The organism is Mesorhizobium sp. WSM4935, from assembly GCF_029625735.1.
GTDB lineage: Bacteria > Pseudomonadota > Alphaproteobacteria > Rhizobiales > Rhizobiaceae > Mesorhizobium.
In genome coordinates, this window is the sequence record NZ_JARTVR010000001.1 from 277,516 (window position 1) to 300,472 (window position 22,957).

At 64.3% G+C, this 22,957-nt stretch carries 20 protein-coding genes; 15 read left to right on the forward strand and 5 right to left on the reverse strand.

From position 1 onward, the window contains the following. Positions 1 to 12 precede the first annotated feature (12 nt). The 5 genes from P9273_RS01310 (at position 13) to P9273_RS01330 (ending at position 4,207) form a co-directional block, all read left to right on the forward strand. Entirely contained in the window at positions 13 to 528 is a 516-nt protein-coding gene (locus tag P9273_RS01310; protein WP_278047288.1) for a hypothetical protein, read from the forward strand. 79 nt (positions 529 to 607) lie between these two features. Further along, positions 608 to 856, forward strand: coding sequence for a DUF1127 domain-containing protein (locus P9273_RS01315; protein WP_278047289.1), 249 nt, complete (start codon positions 608 to 610; stop codon positions 854 to 856). Positions 857 to 1,004: 148 nt separating this feature from the next. Then, on the forward strand, positions 1,005 to 1,601 hold the full coding sequence (locus P9273_RS01320) for a TetR/AcrR family transcriptional regulator (protein WP_278047290.1): 597 nt from the start codon (positions 1,005 to 1,007) through the stop codon (positions 1,599 to 1,601). Then, positions 1,598 to 2,518 carry a haloalkane dehalogenase gene (locus P9273_RS01325; RefSeq protein WP_278047291.1) on the forward strand — a complete coding sequence of 307 codons (921 nt, stop codon included), beginning with the start codon at positions 1,598 to 1,600 and terminating at the stop codon, positions 2,516 to 2,518. Before P9273_RS01320 ends, P9273_RS01325 begins: the two co-directional genes overlap by 4 nt. Positions 2,519 to 2,614: 96 nt before the next feature. Continuing rightward, the gene (locus P9273_RS01330) at positions 2,615 to 4,207 is read left to right on the forward strand and encodes a peptide chain release factor 3 (protein WP_278047292.1); all 1,593 of its coding nucleotides are present in this window, start codon (positions 2,615 to 2,617) and stop codon (positions 4,205 to 4,207) included. Positions 4,208 to 4,288: 81 nt separating this feature from the next. On the opposite strand, the gene P9273_RS01335 is transcribed toward P9273_RS01330, so the two are convergent. After that, entirely contained in the window at positions 4,289 to 4,759 is a 471-nt protein-coding gene (locus tag P9273_RS01335; RefSeq protein ID WP_278047293.1) for a VOC family protein, read from the reverse strand. A gap of 244 nt (positions 4,760 to 5,003) precedes the next feature. Here P9273_RS01335 and ilvD point away from each other — a divergent pair, with 244 nt between their 5' ends. After that, positions 5,004 to 6,848, forward strand: coding sequence for a dihydroxy-acid dehydratase (gene ilvD, locus P9273_RS01340; RefSeq protein ID WP_040993790.1), 1,845 nt, complete (start codon positions 5,004 to 5,006; stop codon positions 6,846 to 6,848). Between the two features lie 207 nt (positions 6,849 to 7,055). Here the strand turns inward: ilvD and P9273_RS01345 are convergent, their stop codons facing one another. Beyond that, positions 7,056 to 8,810, reverse strand: coding sequence for an ABC transporter ATP-binding protein (locus P9273_RS01345; protein ID WP_278047294.1), 1,755 nt, complete (start codon positions 8,808 to 8,810; stop codon positions 7,056 to 7,058). 177 nt (positions 8,811 to 8,987) lie between these two features. On the opposite strand from P9273_RS01345, the gene P9273_RS01350 reads away from it, so the two are divergent. Beyond that, the gene (locus P9273_RS01350) at positions 8,988 to 10,268 is read left to right on the forward strand and encodes an amidohydrolase family protein (RefSeq protein ID WP_278047295.1); all 1,281 of its coding nucleotides are present in this window, start codon (positions 8,988 to 8,990) and stop codon (positions 10,266 to 10,268) included. Between the two features lie 81 nt (positions 10,269 to 10,349). Beyond that, on the forward strand, positions 10,350 to 11,270 hold the full coding sequence (locus P9273_RS01355; protein ID WP_278047296.1) for a DMT family transporter: 921 nt from the start codon (positions 10,350 to 10,352) through the stop codon (positions 11,268 to 11,270). Between the two features lie 15 nt (positions 11,271 to 11,285). Here the strand turns inward: P9273_RS01355 and P9273_RS01360 are convergent, their stop codons facing one another. Then, a complete protein-coding gene (locus tag P9273_RS01360; protein WP_278047297.1) occupies positions 11,286 to 12,182 on the reverse strand; it encodes a phosphotransferase family protein in 897 nt (298 codons plus the stop codon). Between the two features lie 107 nt (positions 12,183 to 12,289). On the opposite strand from P9273_RS01360, the gene P9273_RS01365 reads away from it, so the two are divergent. Continuing rightward, entirely contained in the window at positions 12,290 to 12,922 is a 633-nt protein-coding gene (locus tag P9273_RS01365) for a class I SAM-dependent DNA methyltransferase (protein WP_278047298.1), read from the forward strand. Between the two features lie 15 nt (positions 12,923 to 12,937). On the opposite strand, the gene P9273_RS01370 is transcribed toward P9273_RS01365, so the two are convergent. Both P9273_RS01370 and P9273_RS01375 read right to left on the reverse strand, forming a co-directional pair. Continuing rightward, positions 12,938 to 15,391: a GcvT family protein gene (locus tag P9273_RS01370; protein WP_278047299.1), complete on the reverse strand. Its 2,454-nt coding sequence runs from the start codon at positions 15,389 to 15,391 to the stop codon at positions 12,938 to 12,940. Beyond that, a complete protein-coding gene (locus P9273_RS01375; protein WP_278047300.1) occupies positions 15,388 to 16,272 on the reverse strand; it encodes a phosphotransferase family protein in 885 nt (294 codons plus the stop codon). Before P9273_RS01375 ends, P9273_RS01370 begins: the two co-directional genes overlap by 4 nt. A 384-nt stretch (positions 16,273 to 16,656) precedes the next feature. Between P9273_RS01375 and P9273_RS01380 the strand changes: the two genes are divergently transcribed. The 6 genes from P9273_RS01380 (at position 16,657) to P9273_RS01405 (ending at position 22,895) form a co-directional block, all read left to right on the forward strand. After that, positions 16,657 to 17,421 (forward strand): DeoR/GlpR family DNA-binding transcription regulator, encoded by a 765-nt coding sequence (locus tag P9273_RS01380; protein WP_278047301.1) that lies wholly within the window; start codon positions 16,657 to 16,659, stop codon positions 17,419 to 17,421. Positions 17,422 to 17,475: 54 nt separating this feature from the next. Further along, complete coding sequence (locus P9273_RS01385; RefSeq protein WP_040993810.1) at positions 17,476 to 18,387, forward strand: LysR substrate-binding domain-containing protein; 912 nt, start codon at positions 17,476 to 17,478, stop codon at positions 18,385 to 18,387. 209 nt (positions 18,388 to 18,596) lie between these two features. Further along, positions 18,597 to 19,751, forward strand: coding sequence for an ABC transporter substrate-binding protein (locus tag P9273_RS01390; RefSeq protein ID WP_278047775.1), 1,155 nt, complete (start codon positions 18,597 to 18,599; stop codon positions 19,749 to 19,751). A 157-nt stretch (positions 19,752 to 19,908) separates the two neighbouring features. Further along, positions 19,909 to 20,907: an ABC transporter ATP-binding protein gene (locus tag P9273_RS01395; protein WP_278047302.1), complete on the forward strand. Its 999-nt coding sequence runs from the start codon at positions 19,909 to 19,911 to the stop codon at positions 20,905 to 20,907. A gap of 217 nt (positions 20,908 to 21,124) precedes the next feature. After that, positions 21,125 to 22,090: an ABC transporter permease gene (locus P9273_RS01400; RefSeq protein ID WP_278047303.1), complete on the forward strand. Its 966-nt coding sequence runs from the start codon at positions 21,125 to 21,127 to the stop codon at positions 22,088 to 22,090. Continuing rightward, a complete protein-coding gene (locus P9273_RS01405) occupies positions 22,080 to 22,895 on the forward strand; it encodes an ABC transporter permease (RefSeq protein WP_278047304.1) in 816 nt (271 codons plus the stop codon). The genes P9273_RS01400 and P9273_RS01405 overlap by 11 nt, the downstream gene beginning before the upstream one ends. The last annotated feature ends 62 nt before the right edge of the window (positions 22,896 to 22,957 follow it).

Here is a 22,957-nt window from a genome sequence, read left to right on the forward strand (position 1 = left end):
AAGGGATCGATCGTGAAGCGCATTGCGGAAATCGTCCTTGCCGTCGGCGCCTCGGCGCTGCTTTGCGGTGGCGCGGTCGCCCATGACATGCCCGATCCGGTGCTCAACCGGTCCCGGGAAATGGCGGCCAAGTATCTCGATATCGAGGTCGCCAAGACCGAAGGCTACAAGCAGCTGTTCGAATGCACGACGCATGACGAGCACGGCACGATGGGCGTCCATTTCATCCATCCCGGCCGCGCCGGCGACGGCAAGCTCGTGCTCGGCGAGCCGGACGTGCTGACCTACGAGCCGGAGGCCGATGGCTCGATGCAACTCGTCGGCATGGAATACATCGTCTTCGAAAAGGACTGGAAGGGTAAAGGCGTGCCCGAATTCCTCGGCCGCACCCTGCAGCGCAAGACGACGGTGGGCGTTCATCCGGTGGACCCGTATTACGAGCTCCATGTCTGGCACTGGCGGCACAACCCGGCCGGCATGTTTGCGGACTGGAACCCTGATGTGAGCTGCGAGCACGCCCGGTCCTGACGGGCGTGACGGGCGGCGTCCTCGGGAGGGCCATTCATGGCCCTCCCGATCCCTTCGTTCAGACAAAGGAAAGACGATCATGTCAACTCTTCGCATGGGAATGAAGTCTGTGGCCGGCCCGTCCGTTGGCGGGCGTTTCTTCGCGACAGCCGTCGAAACATGCCGCTCCGGCCTGCGCGTGCTTGCGCGGCTGGTCCGCATCCGCAGCGACCGCGTCTGGTTGGACGAGTTGCCGGATTATCTGTTGCGCGACATCGGTATCAAACGTTCGGAAATCTCGTCGGTGACCTGGTACGGCGTCAGCCAGGACGACGATGCGCGAATTTGAGGGCTGGTTTCGGCGCGACTTATCCATGGTGTGCGCTTCAGCCGGAGCCGATGAGGTCGGCCCGGCGGCACGCATCGCTCGCACAGTTTGGGTCTTGCCAGTCCAAATTCGTGCTTGACCTCAATACGTACGTACGTATTATTTGGCAATGGCCAGGCAATCACTCCGTGAAAACCTCCTAGACGCCGGGTTCCAGACGATCTGGAATTCCGGCTACACCGCGGCCGGCGTTCGCGACATCGTTGCCGCCGCAGGCGCCCGCCCGGGCTCATTCACCAACCATTTTGCCTCCAAGGAAGATTTCGCCGGCGAGGTGCTGGAACGCTACTTCACCTATGTCAGCGACCTGGTGGAAAATGCGCTGGCGCGTGACGGCACGCCGCCCGTCGGGAGGCTCCGCCGCTATCTCGACGTCATCACCTCGAAGCTCGAGGCGCATGATTGGGCGCGCGGCTGCATGATCGGCAATCTCAGCCTGGAGACGGCCGTCCACAGCGAGCCGCTCCGGCTCAGGCTGGTCGCCATCTTCGAGCGCTGGCGCCGACCATTCGCGGCCTGCATCGCCGAGGGTCAGGCGGCGGGCGAGATAACAAAAACCTTCGATGCCGAGGACCTTGCCGATTTTCTGCTGTCGTCCTGGCAGGGCGCCATGCTGCGCATGAAGGTCGAGCGCAGCCCGGAGCCGCTCGAACGGTTCAAGAAAATCATCTTCAGCACTGTATTTGGGAAGGAGACAGCGCGATGAGTTCGAAGACCGGTGGACAAGAAGCCGCGCTGCGGCGTTTGCGAGTGAATGTGCTGGACTCCAGCATGTCCTACCTGGAGGCCGGATCGGCCGGCCCGACCGTGCTGTTCCTGCACGGCAATCCGACTTCGTCCTACATATGGCGGAACATCATCCCGCATGTCGCGCCGTTCGGTCGCTGTATTGCGCCCGACCTGATCGGCTATGGCCAGTCGGGCAAGCCGGACATCGACTATCGCTTCTTTGATCAGGTCCGCTATCTCGACGCCTTCATCGAAGCGCTCGATCTCAAGGACATGGTGATCGTCGCCCAGGATTGGGGTACGGCGCTGGCGTTCCATTTCGCCGCGCGGCGGCCGCAGCGTGTTCTCGGCCTCGCCTTCATGGAGTTCATCCGGCCCTTCGAGCGCTGGGAGGATTTCCACCAGCGCCCGCAGGCGCGCGAATTGTTCAAGGCGCTGCGCACGCCTGGCGCCGGCGAGAAGCTGGTGCTGGAGGAGAATGTCTTCGTCGAAAAGATCCTGCCTGCTTCCATCCTGCGCAAGATGAGCGCAGAGGAGATGGACGCTTATCGTGCGCCGTTCCCGACGCCGCAGTCGCGCAAGCCGGCGCTGCGCCTGCCGCGCGAACTGCCGATCGAGAACCAGCCGGCCGATGTCGCGGCGATCAGCGAGCACGATCACCGCGCGCTGCGGCTTTCCTCCTATCCGAAGCTGCTGTTCGCCGGCGACCCAGGTGCCCTCATTTCGGCGCAGGCGGCAAAGGAGTTCGCGGCCGGGCTGAAGAACTGCCGCTTCATCGATCTGGGCCCTGGCGCCCACTATCTGCAGGAAGACTACCCCCACACGATCGGTGAGGCCATCGCCGGCTGGCTGCCGGATGTCGCCCGGGCCGAAAGCGCGGCCGAGCCGGCTTGAGCCGGAGCGTCAAGTACGAGGCGTGCCCACCCATGTCGACAGGCCGGCGCTGCGCTGATAGAAGCGCCGCCTGTCACACGGAACGCCTTAAACGATATGCCCGAAACGATACCTGAAGAGGTCGCGCGCCGCCGCACTTTCGCGATCATCGCGCACCCCGACGCCGGCAAGACCACACTCACCGAAAAGCTGCTTCTGTTCGGCGGCGCCATCCAGCTTGCCGGCGAGGTCAAGGCCAAGAAGGACCGCATCCAGACGCGGTCCGACTGGATGAAGATCGAGCGCGAGCGCGGCATCTCGGTCGTCACCTCGGTGATGACCTTCGAATATGACGACAACGTCTTCAACCTGCTCGACACGCCTGGCCACGAAGACTTCGCCGACGATACCTATCGCACGCTCTCGGCGGTGGATTCCGCCGTCATGGTCATCGACGCCGCCAAGGGCATCGAGCCGCGCACGCTGAAGCTGTTCGAGGTCTGCCGGCTGCGCGACATCCCTATTATCACTTTCGTCAACAAGATGGACCGCGAGAGCCGCGACCCGTTCGAGATCCTCGACGAGATCGAGCAGAAGCTCGCGCTGGACACCGCTCCCGTCACCTGGCCGATCGGCCGCGGCAAGACCTTTTCAGGCACCTACCACCTGGCGCAGAATGCGGTGCGCCGCAGCGACGACGAGAAGGAGCGCACGCCGGTCAACGGCCCGGATTCAAACCGCGTCGCCGGGCTTTTGCCGGACAATGAGCGCAACGACTTCATCGAGGAGCTGGAGCTGGCGCGCGAAGCCTGCCGTCCGCTCGATGTCGACGCCTTCCGCGAAGGCCACCTGACGCCGGTCTATTTCGGCTCGGCGCTCCGCAATTTCGGCGTGCGCGACCTGATCGAGGCGCTTGGCGCCTATGGCCCGCCGCCGCGCGCCCAGGAAGCTGACGAGCGTCTGGTCGAGGCGACCGAGGAGAAGATGACCTCCTTCGTCTTCAAGATTCAGGCCAACATGGATCCCAACCACCGCGACCGCATCGCTTTCGTGCGCGTCTGCTCGGGCAAGCTGGAGCGCGGCATGAAGGCAAAGCTGGTGCGCACCGGCAAGCCGATGAGCCTGTCTGCGCCGCAGTTCTTCTTCGCCCGCACCCGCGTCACCGCCGACGAGGCCTTCGCCGGCGACGTCGTCGGCATCCCCAACCACGGCACGCTGCGCATTGGCGACACGTTGACCGAGGGCGAGGAGATCCTGTTCCGCGGTGTGCCGAACTTCGCGCCCGAAATCCTGCGTCGCGTGCGCCTCGGCGACGCGATGAAGGCCAAGAAGCTGAAGGAAGCGCTGCACCAGATGGCCGAGGAAGGCGTCGTGCAGCTGTTCTCGCCGGAGGACGGCTCGCCGGCCATCGTCGGCGTCGTCGGCGCGCTGCAGCTCGATGTGCTCAAGGAACGGCTGAACATCGAATACTCGCTGCCGGTGGATTTCGAGATGTCGCGCTTCTCGGTCTGCCGCTGGATCTCGGCCGACGACAAGGCGGAGGTGCAGCGTTTCATCGAATCGCACCGCGGCGACATCGCCCGCGACCTCGACAACGATCCGGTCTTCCTCGCCCAGCACGCCTTCTCGCTCAACTACGAAGCCGAGCGCTGGAAAGCGATCCGCTTTGCTGCGGTGAAGGATTATCAGGTGCGTGATAAGGCGGCGTGAAGCGCGGCCTTTCCTTCTCCCCTTATGGGCCTGTTCTCGCTAACTGCGCAACAGCCCCACAAGGGGAGAAGGGAAAAGCGCTCACCCCTTCGCCGCTTCCTCGATCTTGGCGATGTCGATCTTACCCATCTGCATCATCGCGCTCATGACGCGGCCGGCCTTCTCCCGGTCGGGATCCTGAAGCAGGCGCGGCAGCTGTTCCGGCACGACCTGCCAGGAAACGCCGAACTTGTCCTTCAGCCAGCCGCAGGGGCCGGGTTGCCCGCCGCCTTCGGTGAGCTTCGTCCAGAAGTGATCGACTTCTTCTTGCGTCTCGCAGTCGATCGACAGCGAAATAGCTTCGGTGAAATTGAATTCCGGTCCACCATTGAGCGCCTGGAACGGCACCCCGTCCAGCTCGAAGGTGGTCACCAGCACCTTGCCCTCATCACGATGACCCTTGGGCCAGCGCATGACGCTCAGCACCTTCGAATTCTTGAAGATGGATGTGTAATGGTTCATCGCCTCTTCGGCCTGGCCGTCGAACCACAAGCAGGTTGTGATCTTTTGCATGCGTCTTCCTCCGAATGCTTCTTTGCGGATACGGTCAACGGCTGAGTGCTGACTGGTGCCGTTCCGTCTGCCCAAGGACGGCTGTGCGGCCCGTGATCCGACACAGGCCTGCGGTTTTTCCGGAAGAATCTGGCGCAGTGCAAAATGGTGGTCATGCCTGGCCGTGATCGCTATAACCGCTGCCGACTAAAATTCGAGCGCCGCCCGCCGCGCATCGGCGCGGCCAGCCAGCAAGGACAATCCAATGCCTGCCTATCGTTCCCGCACCACCACCCATGGCCGCAACATGGCCGGCGCCCGCGGCCTGTGGCGCGCCACGGGCATGAAAGACAGTGATTTCGGCAAGCCGATCATCGCGGTGGTCAATTCCTTCACCCAGTTCGTGCCGGGCCATGTCCATCTGAAGGATCTCGGCCAGCTTGTCGCGCGCGAGATCGAGAAGGCCGGCGGCGTAGCCAAGGAATTCAACACCATCGCCGTCGACGACGGCATCGCCATGGGCCATGACGGCATGCTCTATTCGCTGCCGTCGCGCGAGCTGATAGCCGATTCCGTCGAATACATGGTCAACGCGCATTGCGCCGACGCCATGGTCTGCATCTCCAATTGCGACAAGATCACGCCCGGCATGCTGATGGCGTCGCTCCGCCTCAACATCCCGACCGTCTTTGTCTCGGGCGGACCGATGGAAGCCGGCAAGGTGGTGCTGGCCGGCAAGGCGCAGGCGCTCGACCTGGTCGATGCCATGGTCGCCGCCGCCGACGACAGGATCTCCGACGAGGACGTCAAGGTCATTGAGCGCTCGGCCTGCCCGACCTGCGGCTCGTGCTCCGGCATGTTCACGGCCAATTCGATGAATTGCCTGACCGAGGCGCTCGGCCTGTCGCTGCCTGGCAACGGATCGACGCTTGCGACCCATGCCGACCGCAAGCGGCTGTTCGTCGAGGCCGGCCACCTCATTGTCGATCTCGCCCAGCGCTATTACGAGCAGGAAGACGAGAGCGCGCTGCCGCGCAGCATCGCCTCCAAGGGCGCCTTCGAGAATGCCATGGCGCTCGACATCGCCATGGGCGGCTCGACCAACACCGTGCTGCACATCCTCGCGGCGGCTCACGAAGGCGAGGTCGACTTCACCATGGAAGACATCGACCGGCTGTCGCGCAAGGTGCCGGTGCTCTGCAAGGTGGCGCCGGCCAAGTCCGACGTGCATATGGAGGACGTCCACCGTGCCGGCGGCATCATGGCCATCCTCGGCCAGCTTGACCGGGCGGGCCTGATCAACCGCGACCTGCCGACGGTGCATACCGCCACGCTCGGCGAGGCGCTCGACCATTGGGACATCGCTCGCACTTCCGCCGAAAACGTGCGCGAGTTCTTCCGCGCCGCGCCCGGCGGCGTGCCGACGCAAGTCGCCTTCAGCCAGGATCGCCGCTGGGACGAGCTTGATCTCGATCGTGAGACGGGTGTGATCCGGTCGGCAAAGACTCCGTTCTCGAAAGATGGCGGCCTTGCAGTGTTGAAGGGCAATCTGGCGCTCGACGGCTGCATCGTGAAAACCGCCGGCGTCGACGAGTCGATCCTGAAGTTCACCGGTCCGGCCCGCGTCTTCGAAAGCCAGGACGCATCCGTCAAGGCGATCCTCGGCAACGAGATCAAGGCCGGCGACATCGTCGTCATCCGCTATGAGGGACCGCGCGGCGGCCCCGGCATGCAGGAGATGCTCTACCCGACCAGCTATCTGAAGTCGAAGGGCCTCGGCAAAGCCTGCGCGCTGATCACCGACGGCCGCTTCTCCGGTGGCACGTCAGGCCTGTCGATCGGCCACGTCTCGCCCGAAGCCGCCGAAGGCGGCGCGATCGGCCTGGTCCAGGAAGGCGACACGATCGAGATCGACATTCCCAACCGCACCATCCGGCTCGCCGTCAGCGATGCCGAGCTTGAAGCGCGGCGGGCGGCGATGAACGCCAAGGGCGCCGACGCCTGGAAGCCGGCCGAAAAGCGCAAGCGCAAGGTGACGACCGCGCTGCGCGCCTACGCAGCCTTCGCCACCAGCGCCGACAAGGGCGCGGTCAGGAAAGTGCCGGAGTGAGGAGCGGTTCTCCCTTCTCCCCTTGTGGGAGAAGGTGGATCGGCGCGTTAGCGCCGAGACGGATGAGGGGTGTTCCAGCGGAGTGAGACCTCGAAGATTGAAGGGTCCCGCGCGCTTAATTCTTCGGCGTCGCGATCCTTCCAACACCCCTCATCCGGCCGCTTCGCGGCCACCTTCTCCCGCAGGGGGAGAAGGTGAAGCCTGCGCCTACGGCATCAGCTGATATTCATAAAGCTTCTGATAGAGCCCGCCCTGCTTGAGCAGGGTCTTGTGCGAGCCGCTTTCCAGCACCTTGCCCTTTTCCAGCACCACGATCGTGTCGGCCTGGTGCACGGTGGACAGCCGGTGCGCGATGACGATCGTCGTGCGTCCGACGGTCAGCTGCTGCAGCGCGTCGCGGAACAGCGCTTCCGACTCGGCGTCGAGCGCGCTGGTCGCCTCGTCGAGCAGCAGGATCTCGGCGTTGCGCAGCATGGCGCGTGCGATCGAGATGCGCTGGCGCTGGCCGCCGGAGAGCAGGGACCCGTTCTCGCCGACCTCCGTGTCGTAGCCCTTGGCCATGGCGCTGATGAACTCATGCGCGTTGGCGGCCTTGGCGGCGGCGACCACCTCCTCGTCGGTCGCGCCCTCGCGGCCGAGCCGGATATTGTGCATGATGGTGCCGGCAAACAGGAACGTGTCCTGGCTGACATAGGCGATCTTCTGCCTGAGCGAATCGAGCGTCGCGAAGGAGATGTCCTGCCCGTCGAACATCACTTTGCCGGTCTGCGGATCGTACATGCGCATGATCAGGTTCAGGATCGTCGACTTGCCGCTGCCCGACGGCCCGACCAGCGCCGTCATCTTGCCGGGGGCGAGCGTCAGGTTCAGACCTTCGAAAACCGGCGGGCTTTCCGGATAGGCGAAGCTGACATTCTCGAAGCGGATTTCGCCCGGACCGGGTTGCAGCGGTGTGGCGCCGGGTTTCTCGGCGAGCGTCAGCGGCCGGTCGGCGAGCTGGAACATCATGCGCACGCCGACGATGCCGGTCTCGAGCGAGATGCGCACGCGCGCCAGCCGCTTTGCCGGCTCATAGGCCAAGAGCAGCGCTGCGATGAAGGCCATGATGTTGCCCGGCATCTGGCCGCCCTGCAGCACCAGCAGGCCGCTGACCAGCACGGCGCCGGCGATCGCCAGCCCGGCCAGCGTTTCCATTACCGGGCTGGTGGCGGCTTCCAGCGTCGCGATGTTGTTGGCGCGGGTTTCGACGTCCGAAACCGCCTTGTGCATGCGCTTGCGCATCGCGGCTTCGAGATTGAAGGATTTGACGACGCGCACGCCGATCGCCGTCTCCTGCATCACATGCACGATCTGGCCCAGCGAGATGAATTCCATCGCCGCGATCTTGCGCACGCGCTTCAGGATACGGTTGACGCCATAGATCGCCATCGGTCCGACGATGAAGCAGATCAGCGACAGCGCCGGCTGTTGCCAGACCATGACCCCGACCAGCACGATCAACGTCACCAGGTCGCGCACATAGGAGGTGACGACGAGGTCGAGCACGCTGCGCGCGGCCTGCGCGTTGTTGGTCATGCGGGCGATCAGGTCGGCCGATGAGGTCGAATGATAGAATTCGATGCCTTGCGCCAGGATGCGGTCGTAGATCCGGCGCTGCCGGTCGGCGATGATGGCGTTGCCGACGCGGCTCATGAAATAGGCTTGGACGAAGGTGGCAAAACCCTTGAGCAGGAAGATCGCCGCGACGCCCGCCGCGATCAGGTTGACGCGGTCGAGCCTCTTGAAGACGACGAATTCGTTGGTGATCTCGCGCAGGATCCAGGCGCTGGCGCCGGTCATGGCGGCCACCACCAGCATCGATGCGATTGCCGCGCCATAGCCCAACTTATACTCGTGGAAGGATTCCCTCACCAGCCTCGCGATGAGGCGTTGGTTTTCCGTCGAACGGAAGAAGCGAAACAACGGCCGATCCTGTGTCTGGCTTGCAAAGAATTTCGGATTCGCCACAAGGGCGAGAGGCGGCTTATAGAGCGAGTTGCGGCGCGATGGAACCTTTCGGCCGCCGAGGAAAGAAAAGGCTGCGCCGGGCTGTCTTTTCGGCCACGATGGGTGCCGATTCTTGGGAAAAGGTGACGACAGATGGATTTCGACCTCATCGTGCGCGGCGGCACGCTGCCGGACGGCAGGATCGCCGATATCGGCATTACCGGCGAAACCATCAGGGCGGTCGTGCAGAAACTGCCGGGCTCCGCGCCGACCGAGATCGACGCGCGCGGCAATCTGGTCTCCCCGCCCTTCGTCGACCCGCATTTCCATATGGATGCGACGCTCTCCTACGGCATTCCGCGCATCAATGCTTCCGGCACGCTGCTCGAGGGCATCGCGCTCTGGGGCGAGCTGAAGCCGCTTCTGACCCATGAAGCCGTGCGTGAGCGTGCGCTCGCCTATTGCGACTGGGCCGTGTCGATGGGCCTGCTCGCCATCCGCAGCCATGTCGATGTCTGCGACGACCGGCTGCTCGCGGTGGAAGCGCTGCTCGACGTGAAGAAAACCGTCGCGCCCTATATCGACCTGCAGCTCGTCGCGTTTCCGCAGGACGGTCTCTACCGCTCGCCGACGGCGCTGAAGAACACCATCCGCGCGCTAGACATGGGCGTCGACATCGTCGGCGGCATTCCGCATTTCGAGCGCACCATGGCCGACGGCACGCGCTCGGTCACGGAGCTTTGCGAGATCGCGGCGAAGCGCGGCCTGATGGTCGACATGCATTGCGATGAGACCGACGATCCGCTGTCGCGCCATATCGAGCAACTGGCCTTCGAGACGCAACGGCTCGGCCTGGAGGGCAGGGTGGCCGGCTCGCACCTGACCTCCATGCATTCGATGGACAATTACTACGTCTCGAAGCTTTTGCCGCTGATCGCCGAGGCCGGCGTTTCGGCGATCCCCAATCCGCTGATCAACATCATGCTGCAGGGGCGCCACGACACCTTCCCGAAGCGGCGCGGCCTCACCCGGGTCAAGGAGATGCAGGCGCTCGGCATCCGCGTCGGCTGGGGCCAGGATTGCGTGCTCGACCCCTGGTATTCGCTGGGCACCGCCGACATGCTCGACGTCGCCTTCATGGGCCTGCATGTCGCGCAGATGTCGAGCCCGGCCGATATGGCGCGCTGCTTCGACATGGTCACCAACGTCAACGCCGCCATCATGGGGCTCGACCATCTGGGGCTTGCCGTCGGCAAGCGCGCAAGCCTCGTCGTGCTCGACGCCGGCAACGCGATCGAAGCCGTGCGCCTGCGTCCCGAACGCCTCTGCGTCATCGCCAGGGGCAAGGTGGTGGCTGAGCGGACGAAGCAGGAAACCCGTCTCTCGATCGCGGGACGGCCTGCGCAGGTGAATCGGCGGCACAGGGCCGGCTAGAACCAGCCGATTTCCGCCGCTGGTCTTACCGATCGCCCGATTTTCCCTCGTCAAACCGGCCGCTTGCGGCTAGGGAGCGGCATGGCTCCGCTCGCCCGCAATTTCACGATCAGGAACATGTTGCTCGCCGGCGTCCTGTTGATGCTGGCCGGCGACTTCATGTTCGCGCTGAACGACGCGATGGGCAAATGGCTGGTCGCGAGCTTCTCCGTCGGGCAGGTGGTGCTGATCCGCTCGATCGGCGCTTTCATCGTGCTCGGCCCGATGATCGCCAACCAGGGCACCGGCAAGCTGTTTCACATGGACCGGCCGCTCCTGCAGTTCCTGCGCGTCGTGGCCACCACCACCGATACTGGGCTTTTCTATGCCGCCGTCGTCTACTTGCCGCTGGCCGACGTGATGAGCTTCTACATGGCCGGGCCGATCTATGTCGCGGCGCTGTCGCACCTCCTGCTCGGCGAAAAGGTGGGCTGGCGCCGTTGGCTGGCGATCCTGGTCGGCTTCTGCGGCGTGCTGATCATCCTGAAGCCCTCCTCGGCGGCTTTCTCGCTGTCTTCGGCCTTCGCGCTGGTCGGCAGCATCGCCTTCGGCTTCGCCATCATTCTTGGGCGCCTGCTGCGCGGCACCAGCGACACGACTTTGGTCACCTGGCAGACGATCGGCACGCTGATCGTCGGCGGCCTGCTCACCATCGGCGCCTGGCGCACGCCGTCGGCGCTCGATTTTGGCGCCATGCTGTTGCTGGGCGTCGTCTCCTGCGCCGCGCATCTGATGATCACAAGGGCGCTGAAGCTGGCGCCCGCCTCGACGCTGGCGCCGCTGCATTACACGCTGCTCCTATGGGCTGTGGTCTTCGGCCTCGTGTTCTTCGGCGATGTCCCGGGGCCGCGTATATTGATCGGCGCTGGCACCGTCGTGCTTGCCGGTATGTTCATCTTCCATCGCCAGAAGGTGGTGGAGACCGAGGTGCCGCCCGAGAACGTGCCGAAGGGCGTGAATTAGGATCCAGGCCTGGGCTCATCCCTCTCGCACAGCCGCCAGATGCTGTGAAAACTCCGCCGTTTCCATCAGGGTCTTGCAGCGGGTGAAGCGGCCGTCGGCATAGGCGCGGAAATCGTCTGCCGGATTGTCGTTGGCGAGCTGGATCAGGCCCCACAGTGTCCAGAGCAGGTCGCACATCGCCTTGTAGATAACGACGCGGCCGCGCTCGGCCGGCCTCGCCTCGCCGCCGAAATAGGCGCGCATCAGTTCTTCGTCCTGGCCCGCGTCGAATCTGCCCTCGATCGAGAGGTCGCCGAGATCCCAAAGGGGATCGTTCATGCCGGAGTATTCCCAGTCGACGATCCACATGCGATCGCCCGTATCGAGGAAGTTCTCGCAGAGCGGATCGCAATGGCAGGCGGCGAGCTGGATCGGATGGGCGGCGAGCGCCTCCCGCACGCTGCCTGCCTCGCGCACCACGTCGTGATAGCCCGAAGGCAGCGCGACATCCTTGGTCGAGAGCACCCTTAGATAGTCGTCGATCATGGCAAACAGCTCGAAGCGGAAAGGAAAGACGGCGCCCGATGAATGCAGCTTGCGGAAGGCCTGGCCAGCCCGCGCGGGGCTGCCCGGCCGCGCCTTGAACTTCTCCGGCGACATCGTCTCGGCGGCGGCGATGAAACGCGTCGCCATCAGGCCGGATGCCGGATCGGCATAAAGCACCTCGGGGCTAACGCCGGCCTTGGCCGCCTCGCGCGCCGCCACCGCCTCGTTGGCGCGGTTGATATATTCTTCCGTACCCTTGCCGGGAATGCGCAGACAAGCTTCGCCGGCCCTGTAGACCCTATTGGTCAGGCCGCCCAAGCGCTCCAGCGGCCCGTCATAGCCTGCCAGGGCGGGAATGGCCGCCAGCGCCGCGCGTATGTCGTCCATCGGCTTTCCCCTCTTTTTTAACCTTCCCGTCATGTTTATGGCCGGACGGTTCCACAGTTTTCGCCGCTTGGCTATCATGGATGAACAAAGATTCGGCGGGAGCAGCAATGACGGACGGCAAGCACAGCGGCTCGCTAAGCGCGGCCTATGCCGCTACCCGGCCGGACGAAGTCGCCGCGGTTTATGACAGTTGGGCCGAGACCTACGACGCCGATATGTCGGCTGCCGGTTATCGCCATCCGACGATCTGCCTGGCGCTGCTTGCCCGCCATCTGCCGCGCGGCGCCGCGCCCTTGCTCGACGCCGGCGCCGGAACCGGCCTGATCGGCGAGTGGCTCGCGATCACCGGCTATCCGAGGGTCGAGGCGCTCGACATCTCGCAAGGCATGCTGGACAAGGCCGGCGCCAAGGGCGTCTACACGGCGCTGCACCGCCTGGCGATGGGCGATGCTCTGCCCTTCGCGGACGGCGCTTATGCCGGCATCGTCTCGGCCGGCGTCTTCACTTCGGGCCATGTCGGGGCCGAGGGCCTTGACGAGCTGATCCGCATTTGCCGCCGAGGCGGCATTATCGTGCTGACGGTGAAGAACACGCTGTGGGATGCCGGTTTCGCGGGGCGGATCGCCGAACTGGAAGCCCGCGGCGCGATAAGCCGCCTCGAAGAGACACGGCCTTACGCCTCGATGCCCGGCGAGGGCGACACTGTGCCGAGCCGTTGTCTGGCGCTGCGTGTCGGCTGACCCGCGCTGCGCGGATCAGGCCTTTATCTTCGTCCCGGCCGGATCGTACATCGCCTCGAGATGGATCTTTGCCGGCGTGCGTTCCATCGCCGCCACCAGCTCGTAGTCGCCCGAGGCGAGGAACCCGTCGCTGACGCCGTCGGCGTGGCGCACATAGCCGTAGCCGATGTTCTTCTCGACCGTATAGCCGTAGCCGCCGCTGGTGAGATAGCCGACCGGTTCGCCATTGCGCAGGATCGTCTCGCGCCCGACCAGCACGATCTCCGGATCGTCCACCGTGAAGCCGGCAAAGCGTTTCGCCGGTGGCTTGCCGGCTGCTTTCTCCAACGCTCTTCGCCCGACGAAATCGGTGTTCTTGCGAAGCTTCACCGCCCAGCCGAGCCCCGCTTCCAGCGGCGTGTCGTTCGGGGTGATGTCGGAGCCCCAGGCGCGATAACCCTTTTCCAGCCTGAGCGACTCCAGCGCCCGGTAGCCGACCGGGCGAATGCCATGCGCCTCGCCCGCCGCCATCAGCGCATCGAAGACTTCGCCGGTAGCCTCAATCGGCACATGCAGCTCCCAGCCGAGCTCACCGACATAGGTGACGCGCAGCGCCTTCACGCCATGGCCGGCAATCTGGATTTCACGCGCATGGCCGAAGCGGAAGGCGGCGTTCGTGACATCGGCCGCCGTCACCGCCTGCAGCACGTCGCGGGCGCGCGGTCCCATCAGCGACAGCGTGCCGAAATCCTCCGTAACGTCGGTCAACCTGGCGTCGAGGCCGGAGCCGATGTGATCGCTTATCCAGGACAGGTCATGGGTGCGGAAGCCCGTGCCGGTGACGATATAAAACCGATCCTCGCGGAGCCGCGACACGGTGAGGTCGGCCTCGATGCCGCCGCGCGTGTTGAGAAGCTGCGTGTAGGTCAGCCGTCCGACCGGCTTGTTGACGTCGTTGGCGCAGATCCAGTCGAGCGCCTTCAGCGCATCGGTCCCGCTCAGCTCATATTTGGCGAAGGAGGATTGGTCGAAGATGCCGACCTTCTCGCGCACATGCCGGTGTTCCTCGCCGACCGGGCCGAACCAGTTCTGGCGGCCCATCGAATAGACGTCCTCGGCGGCTGCGCCATCCGGCGCGAACCAGTTCGGCCGCTCCCAGCCGAGCTTGGAGCCGAATACCGCGCGGTGCGTCTTCAGCCGCTCATAGAGCGGCGAGACGATGCGCGGCCGGCCGGTCAGATATTCCTCATGCGGGAAGCCGATCGTGTAGTGCTTGCCATAGGCTTCCAGCGTGCGATCGCGGACCCAGTCGCGGTCGCGATGCAGGCTTGAAAAACGCCTTATGTCGACCACCCAGAGGTCGAGCGGCGCCTCGCCATCGACCACCCATTGCGCGAGCACCCAGCCGGCGCCACCGCCCGACGCGATGCCGAAGGCGTTGAAGCCGGCGCCGACGAACATGTTGGCGCATTCCGGCGCGACGCCGAGGATGAAATTGCCGTCCGGCGTGAAGCTTTCCGGCCCGTTGATCATCTGCTTGACGCCGACGGTTTCCAAGGCGGGAACGCGCGCGATCGCCTGGCTCATATGCTGCTCGAAATGATCGTAGTCGTCGTCGAACAGGCGGAATTCCCAGTCGCTGGGAACGTCGCCGCCGGGGAGCCCGGTTGCCCAGGCCTGCGGGTTCGGCTCATAGCCGCCCATCACCAGCCCGCCGACCTCTTCCTTGAAATAGGTGCGGCGGTCGGGGTCGCGGATCGTCGGCGCGTCGTTGGCCAGCCCTTCGATCTTCTCGGTGATGATATACTGGTGCTTGACTGGCTGCAGCGGCACGTTGATGCCGGCCATCGCGCCGACCTGCCTTGCCCACTGCCCGGCACAGTTCACCACCTTGTCGCAGGCGATGTCGCCTTTTGAAGTCTGCACTGCCGTGATGCGGCCGTCCTTCATCGCAAAGCCGGTGACGCGCACATCCTCGAACAGTTTCGCGCCATGCATGCGCGCGCCCTTGGCGAGCGATTGCGTGATGTCGGAGGGGCTTGCCTGGCCGTCGGTCGGCAGCCATGAGGCGCCGACCAGGTCGCTGGTCTCCATCAGCAGCCACATGCGCTTCACCTCCGCCGGCGACAGAAGCTGCATGTCCATGCCGAAGCTTTTTGCGGTGGTCGCCAGCCGCTTGAACTCGGTCCAGCGGTCGGCGTTGGTCGCCAGCCGCAGGCACCCGGTCATCTTCCAGCCGGTCGCCAGGCCGGTCTCGGCCTCGAGGCCCTTATAGAGCTCGACCGAATATTTGAGCACGCGCGTGATAGAGGCCGAGGAGCGCAACTGCCCGACCAGACCCGCGGCGTGCCAGGTCGAACCCGAGGTCAGCTTGCCCTGTTCGAGCAGCACCACATCGGCCTTGTGGTCGCGCGCCAGATGATAGGCGGTGGAACAGCCGATGATGCCGCCGCCGATGACGACGATTTCGGCATGGCTGGGCAAGGTCATGACTTGGTCCCGTATTTCGTCCGGTAGTTCTCCAGCGCCGCATCGAGCCGGACGAGGTTTTCCTCGGTATAGGCGACATAGTCGATGCCGGGCGCGTCGAGATAGAGCTCGGAGACCATGCTCCACATCGCCTCGCGCAGCAGCGAGGCGCATTGCATGGCGGCGTGCGAGCGGCGGATTTCGCTGTCCGGCTCCTTCATGAAATAGGCCGTCAGGAAGGCTAAGGATTCCTCATCGCTCAGGCCGGCATTGGAGGCCGCGCCGGCAAGATCGAACATCGCCGTGTTGAAGCCGGCATATTCGAAATCGATCAGCCACAGCCGCCTGCCGTCGTCGAGAATATTGGCCGGCAAAAGATCGTTGTGGCCGAAGACGATCGGCAACAGCTTCTGTGCCCGCTCGAGCTCGTCGGCGAGCGAAAGATAGCGCGGCAACTGATCCTTCTTGCGGCTGCCGCCTTCGTCCAGGGTGCGCGCATAGTCGCGGATGACGTGGAACACCCAGAACATGAAGCCGGCGCCGGAGACATGGTTCGGCATCTCGCGATGGAAGCCGCGCAGCAGTCCGGCAATACGGTCAAGGTTGGCCCGCACGTCTTCGGCGACGAAGGTCTTGGCGCCGAGGAATTCCGTCACCAGTATGCCGGGCTCGGCATAATGCACGGCGGGCGCGAAGCCGGCCGCATGCGCCGCCCTCGCCGTCATCACCTCGCGCTCGCGAAAGACATGGTGGAACGGGAAGTCCTGGCCGAAGCGCACGACATGCCGCCCGGCCGCATCGGTGACGACAAAATTGGCGTTGCTGAGGCCGCCCGGCAGCGGCTCGATCTCAATGCTGCCGTTCCAGCACGGCAGGGCCCGGATGCGGTCTTCGGCACTCAAGGCTTCGCTCCGGCCTCAGCCGGTCTCGCGGAAAACGACGATGGGACAAAATAAAAAAGCCTCGTCGGTGCGAGACGCCAGGATCGGTATCCCGCACCGCACCGACGAGCCCCTTGGCCAGGTATGGTATCCCGGCATCCGCCCCCGCGGATTCGATAAAAGCTCGCGCCTGGCTGGTTCCAGACGATCTGGTCACTAGGTTGCGGCTCTGCCATCACCTTCCCGTGGCAGCTCCGAGCCTGTCACAATGTCAGTCTCATGCCGGCAAGGCAGCGCTGTCAATCAAAAGCTGTGACCTTTTTTGGGTGTTTTGCCCGAAAATATGAGCGACTCCTTTCAAAGCATTGCCAAAGCGTTAAATTCGGTCAAAATTCCGGGCCCCCGATGATCCATTCGAAACGGCATGGCGAAATCCTGCGCCTCCTCAACGAGGAGGGCACGATCACCATAGCCAGCCTTGCCGAACGTCTCGGCGTCTCGCTGGAAACGGTGCGGCGCGACGTCAAGCCGCTCGCCGATGACGGGTCGGTGCTGAAGATGCATGGCGCCGTGGGTCTTGCGTCAATCGTGGGCGAGGCGCCATTCGAGCGGCGCATGCGCGAGAATGCGGAAGCCAAGCGCCTGATCGCCAGGACGGTCGCGGCCACGATCCGCGATGGCGAGGCCATTATGCTCGATACCGGCACGACCACATCCTTCCTCGCGCGGGAGCTGCTCGGCCATCGCCGGCTGACGGTGGTCACCAACTCCTCCGACATCGCCCGTACGCTGGCGACGGTGAACGGCAACAAGGTCTATATGGCCGGCGGCGAGCTGCGCAGCGATTCGGGCGCAGCTTTCGGCGTTTCGGCGATCGAGTTCGTCAGCCGCTTTTCGGTCGATCATGCGGTGATCTCGATCGGCGCGGTCGATGCCGCTGCCGGCCTGACCGACTACGAACTGGAGGAGGCGGAGTTCGCCCGCATGGTGCTGTCGCGCGGCCAGCGCTCGCTGGTCGTCACCGACCATACCAAGTTCGGCCGCCAGGGCCTGGTCAGGGTCTGCGGCTTCGACGGCTTTTCCGAGCTCGCCACCGACCAGCCGCCGCCATCCGACATAGCCGCCGCGCTGACCCATGCCGGAGCGCGCCTGACCATCGCGACGGCCTAGCGCCGGAGCCGCCAGTATCTTTCCTTCCGTGCCGCGCCGGTGTTTAGTCCGGCCATGGCCTTCACCATTCGCCAATTGCAGTTCTTCGTCGCCGTCGCCGAGCAGGGCACCGTCTCGGGCGCCGCGCAGAATCTGTCGATTTCCCAGTCCTCGGTCACCGAAGCGATCAAGGAATTGGAGAGCGACCTCGGCGTCGAGCTGTTCGAGCGCCATCCGCGCGGCTTGAACATCACCCACAAAGGTCACCAGTTCCTGCGCCACGCGACCAAGATCCTGGCCGATGTCTCCGATGCGCGCCGCTCTTTCTCCAGCGAGCAGGCTGCCACGGGCGGGCGCCTGCAACTCGGCGTCACCTCTTTAGTCGCCGGCTATGTGCTCTCCGACCTGCTCGCCCGCTACCGCCGCGCCTATCCTGGTGTCGAGGTCTCCGCCATCGAGGATAATGGCGACTATCTCGAGCACCTTCTGGTCGGCGGCAAGCTCGATATCGCCGTGATGGTGACGTCCAACCTGCGCGACCGCACGGCATTGCAGTCGGAAATCCTGGAAGTCTCGGCCTACCGGCTGTGGATCCCGCTCAGCCACCGGCTCGCCAGCGCCGATATCATCTCGATCGGCGATATCGCGTCCGAGCCGCTGATCATGCTCACCGTAGACGAGATCGAGGAGAACACCGGCAAGCTGCTTTCGGCGATCGGCGCCCGTCCGCATGTCGCTTTCCGTACGCGCTCGGTCGAGGCCGTGCGCAGCCTGGTCGCCACCGGCGCCGGCGTGGCATTGTTGCCGGATCTAGTCTACCGCCCCTGGTCCCTGGAAGGCGACCGCATCGAATCGCGCGATATTTCCGGCTCGCTGCCGGTGGTCCAGGTCGGCACCGTCTGGCGCCGCGGCTCCGGCCTGCCGCAGGCCGCGCGCGACTTCATCGGCCTTGCGCAGTCGCAGCGCATGGCTCGCCAACGGCTCTGATCAGAGCAATTCCAGGAAAAGCGTGAAGCGGTTGGGTTTGGGGACTTCGCCATAGCCCTCCGCCCGGAATGCGTCAAAGAAAGTATCGGGAAAACCGATATCGGGTTTCTGATAAATGAATTTGCGAAACCGGATTTTTCACAGCACCTTCCGCTTAGGGAACAAAGCCGCGCCCTGAGAGCGCTGCCCCTAGCAATGGGAGATCGATGATGAATGCATTCCTGAAGTCGTGCACCGCGCTGACTGTCGCGCTGACTTTTTCCGGTCAGGCCATCGCCCAGGTCAAGGAACTCGGCAAGGGCGAGGGCGAGCTCAACATCGTTGCCTGGCCGGGCTATATCGAGCGCGGCGAGACCGACAAGAATTACGACTGGGTGACGGCTTTCGAGAAGGAAAGCGGCTGCAAGGTCAACGTCAAGACCGCCAACACCTCGGATGAGATGGTCTCGCTGATGAACGAGGGCGGCTTCGACCTTGTCACCGCTTCGGGCGATGCTTCGCTGCGTCTCGTTGCCGGCAAGCGCGTGCAGCCGATCAACACCGATCTGATCCCGAGCTGGAAGACTGTCGACGACCGGCTGAAGGATGCGCCCTGGTTCACGGTCGACAAGGTGCATTACGGCGTTCCCTACCAGTGGGGCCCGAACATCCTGATGTACAACACCGACGTGTTCAAGGAAGCGCCCAAGAGCTGGAATGTCGTCTTCGAGGAGATGAAGCTGCCCGACGGCAAGTCGAACAAAGGCCGCGTCCAGGCCTATGACGGTCCGATTCACATCGCCGACGCCGCCAATTACCTGATGTTCCACAAGCCCGAGCTCGGCATCAAGGATCCCTACGAGCTGAATGAAGACCAGTACAAGGCGGCGCTGGATCTTTTGCGCACGCAGCGCACGCTGGTCGGCCGCTACTGGCACGATGCCGCGATCCAGGTCGACGACTTCCAGAACGAGGGCGTGGTCGCTTCCGGCTCCTGGCCCTATCAGGTCAACACGCTGGTGGCCGCCAAGAAGCCGATCGCGTCCACCGTGCCGGAAGAGGGCGTTACCGGCTGGGCCGACACCACCATGATGGAGGCCGACGCCGCCCATCCGAATTGCGCCTATATGTGGCTCGAGCATTCGCTGTCGCCGAAAGTGCAGGGCGACGTCTCGGCCTGGTTCGGCTCGTTGCCGGTCGTGCCCGCCGCCTGCAAGGGCAACGAACTGCTCGGCGACGAAGGCTGCAAGACCAACGGCTACGAGAATTTCGAGAAGATCAAGTTCTGGAAGACACCGGTGTCGAAATGCGCCAGCCAGAACGACCAGTGCGTACCCTATTACCGCTGGGTGTCGGATTATATCGGCGTCATCGGCGGACGGTAACGCCATCACCCTTCCACAAAGGAGGGTCGACGCGCAACGTCGGGGAGGGTCTTCGAAGTGCCCCCACCCGGCTTCGCAGCGACCTCCCCATCGAGGGGGAGGTCGGGCGTCGTGCGAGCTCGCACTCGTTTAACCGGCAACTGAACTGACAGGGCCCATGACCTCTGCCGTTTCCTTCAAACAAGTCTCGCGCCATTTCGGCAGCGTGCGCGCCGTCGACGCGGTGGATCTGGAGATCGCGCCGGGCGAGTTCTTCGCCATGCTTGGCCCGTCCGGCTCCGGCAAGACGACCTGTCTGCGTCTGATCGCCGGCTTCGAGCAGCCGACGGCAGGCTCGATCTCCATCTTCGGCGATCGCGCCGAAGGCGTTCCGCCCTATCGGCGCAACGTCAACACCGTTTTCCAGGACTATGCGCTGTTCCCGCATCTGAACGTGCTCGACAATGTCGCTTACGGGCTGATGGTCAAGGGCGTCGGCAAGGCCGAGCGGCTGAAAGCGGCGGAGGAAGCGCTGTCGCTGGTTCGCCTGCCGGGCTATGGCGCGCGCCGCCCCGGCCAGCTCTCCGGCGGCCAGCGCCAGCGCGTGGCGCTCGCCCGAGCGCTGGTCAACCAGCCCAAGGTGCTCCTGCTCGACGAGCCGCTCGGCGCGCTCGACCTCAAGCTGCGCGAGAACATGCAGGAGGAATTGAAGTCGCTGCAGAAGGTGCTCGGCATCACCTTCGTCTTCGTCACCCACGACCAGGGCGAGGCGCTTTCCATGGCCGACCGCGTCGCCGTCTTCAACGACGGCAGGATCATGCAGGTCGGCACGCCGGAGGATATTTACCAGCGCCCGAACACGCGCTTCGTCGCCGATTTCGTCGGCTCGTCCAATGTGCTGCCGCCGGATTTCGTCCAGCGCTATTCCGGCCAGCGTCGCTGGGGAAGTCTCCGGCCAGAATCGATCCGCGTTTCAAGCGCGACCAGCGGTGACGGTGTCGCCGCGCGCCTCGTCGGCACGAATTATCTCGGCGCGACGACAAGGCTGGCGCTCGATGCCGACGGGTTGAGACTCCATGCGATGGTGCCTGCTGGTACCGCGCTGCCGGCGGAGGGTGAGGCGGTGATGCTCACCTTCAACCGCGAGAGCCTGCATCTGATGGATGAGCCGGCATGATGAAGGTTTGCGCGAAGCACCCCCCTCTGTCCTGCCGGACAGCTCCCCCGCGAGGGGGGAGATTGGCCGTCGCCACGGGCTTCGCCAATTTTCGACGTTGCAGAACCGGCGGAGCAGACAAGCTGCTGATCTCCCCCCTTGCGGGGGAGATGTCCGGCAGGACAGAGGGGGGTGTGAAGGAACGCGACCTTTCCGCCATTGTTCCAGCAGGCATGTCATGACCATCGCCGCTGTTCAATCCAACCCCACTCCCGCTATCCTTCCCGGCAGCGGCGGTCTGCGCGGCGCGCTCTCCGACCTCTTCTGGCGGCGGCCGAAATTCCTGCTCACCCTGATGCTGCTGCCGCCGCTTCTATGGCTGGGCATCGTCTATATAGGCTCACTCTTTGCCTTGCTGGCACAGAGCTTCTTCTCGATCGACGAGTTCTCCGGCCTCATCAACCGCGAGTTCACGCTGAAGACCTATGGCGACCTGTTCCAGGCCGCCAATCTCGACATCATCCTGCGCACGGTGACGATGGCGGCGCTCGTCACGCTCGCTTCGGCGATCATCGCCTTCCCGATCGCCTATTACGCGGCGCGCTATGCGCGCGGCCGCTGGAAGGCGCTGTTCTATCTCGGCGTCATGCTGCCGCTGTGGTCGAGCTACCTGGTCAAAATCTACGCCTGGAAGCTGATCCTCGCGAAGGAAGGCATCCTCACCTGGCTGCTCGCCAAACTGAACCTGCTCTGGCTGCTCGATGCCTGGCTGTCGCTGCCCATCGTCGGCGGCAACTCGCTGTCGGTCTCCTTCACCGGCACCTTCATCGTCTTCGTCTATGTCTGGCTGCCCTTCATGATCCTGCCGGTTCAGGCCGCGCTCGAGCGCGTGCCCGGCAACCTGGTCGAGGCTTCGTCCGATCTCGGCGCCTCGCCCGGGCAGACTTTTCGCAACGTGCTGTTTCCTCTGGCACTTCCCGGCATCGTCGCCGGCTCGATCTTCACCTTCTCGCTGACATTGGGCGACTACATCATCCCGCAGATCATCGGCACGTCGCGGCTGTTCATCGGCCAGGCCGTCTATTCGCAGCAGGGCACCGCCGGCAACATTCCTTTGGCTGCCGCCTTCACCGTGGTGCCGATCGTCATCATGGGCTTCTACCTCTGGGGCGCCAAGCGCATGGGGGCTTTCGATGCGCTCTGACCATGGTCAATCCGCTCCGCTCGGCCTGAAAATCGCCGCCGCCTGCGGCCTGCTCTTCCTGCATTTGCCGATCCTCCTGATCTTCATCTATGCCTTCACGACGGAGGAGAAGAGTTTTGTGTGGCCCCCGCCGGGGCTCACCACGCAATGGTTCGCCGTCACCTGGAACCGGCCGGATGTCTGGGATGCGCTTTCGCTGTCGGTCCGCGTCGCTGCCATCTCGACGGCGATCGCGCTGGTGCTCGGCACGCTTTGCGCCGCCGCCGTCTCGCAGACGCGCTTTTTCGGCCGCGAGACCATCTCGCTCCTGGTCATCCTGCCGATCGCGCTCCCCGGCATCATCACCGGCATCGCGCTGCGCTCCGCCTTCGCGCTGGCCGACATTCCGTTCTCGTTCTGGACGATCGTGCTCGGCCACGCCACCTTCTGCGTGGTCGTCGTCTACAACAACGCCGTTGCCCGATTCCGCCGCACCTCGGGCTCGATGATCGAGGCCTCGATGGATCTCGGCGCCGATGGTTTTCAGACCTTCCGGCATGTGGTGCTGCCGAACATCGCCACCGCGCTGCTCGCCGGCGGCATGCTCGCCTTCGCGCTCTCTTTCGACGAGGTCATCGTCACCACCTTCACCGCCGGCCAGCAGCAGACGGTGCCGATCTGGATGTTGGAAGAGCTGATCCGGCCGCGCCAGCGCCCGGTCACCAATGTCGTGGCGATGGTCGTCGTGCTGGTCACGCTGCTGCCGATCCTCTTCGCCTATTACCTGACCCGCGACGGCGACCAGATCGCGGGGAGCGGAAAATGAAAACAGCGAATAGGGAGTAGCGAATAGCGAATAGGGAAAGCCGGCAGCCAAACCCCATTCGC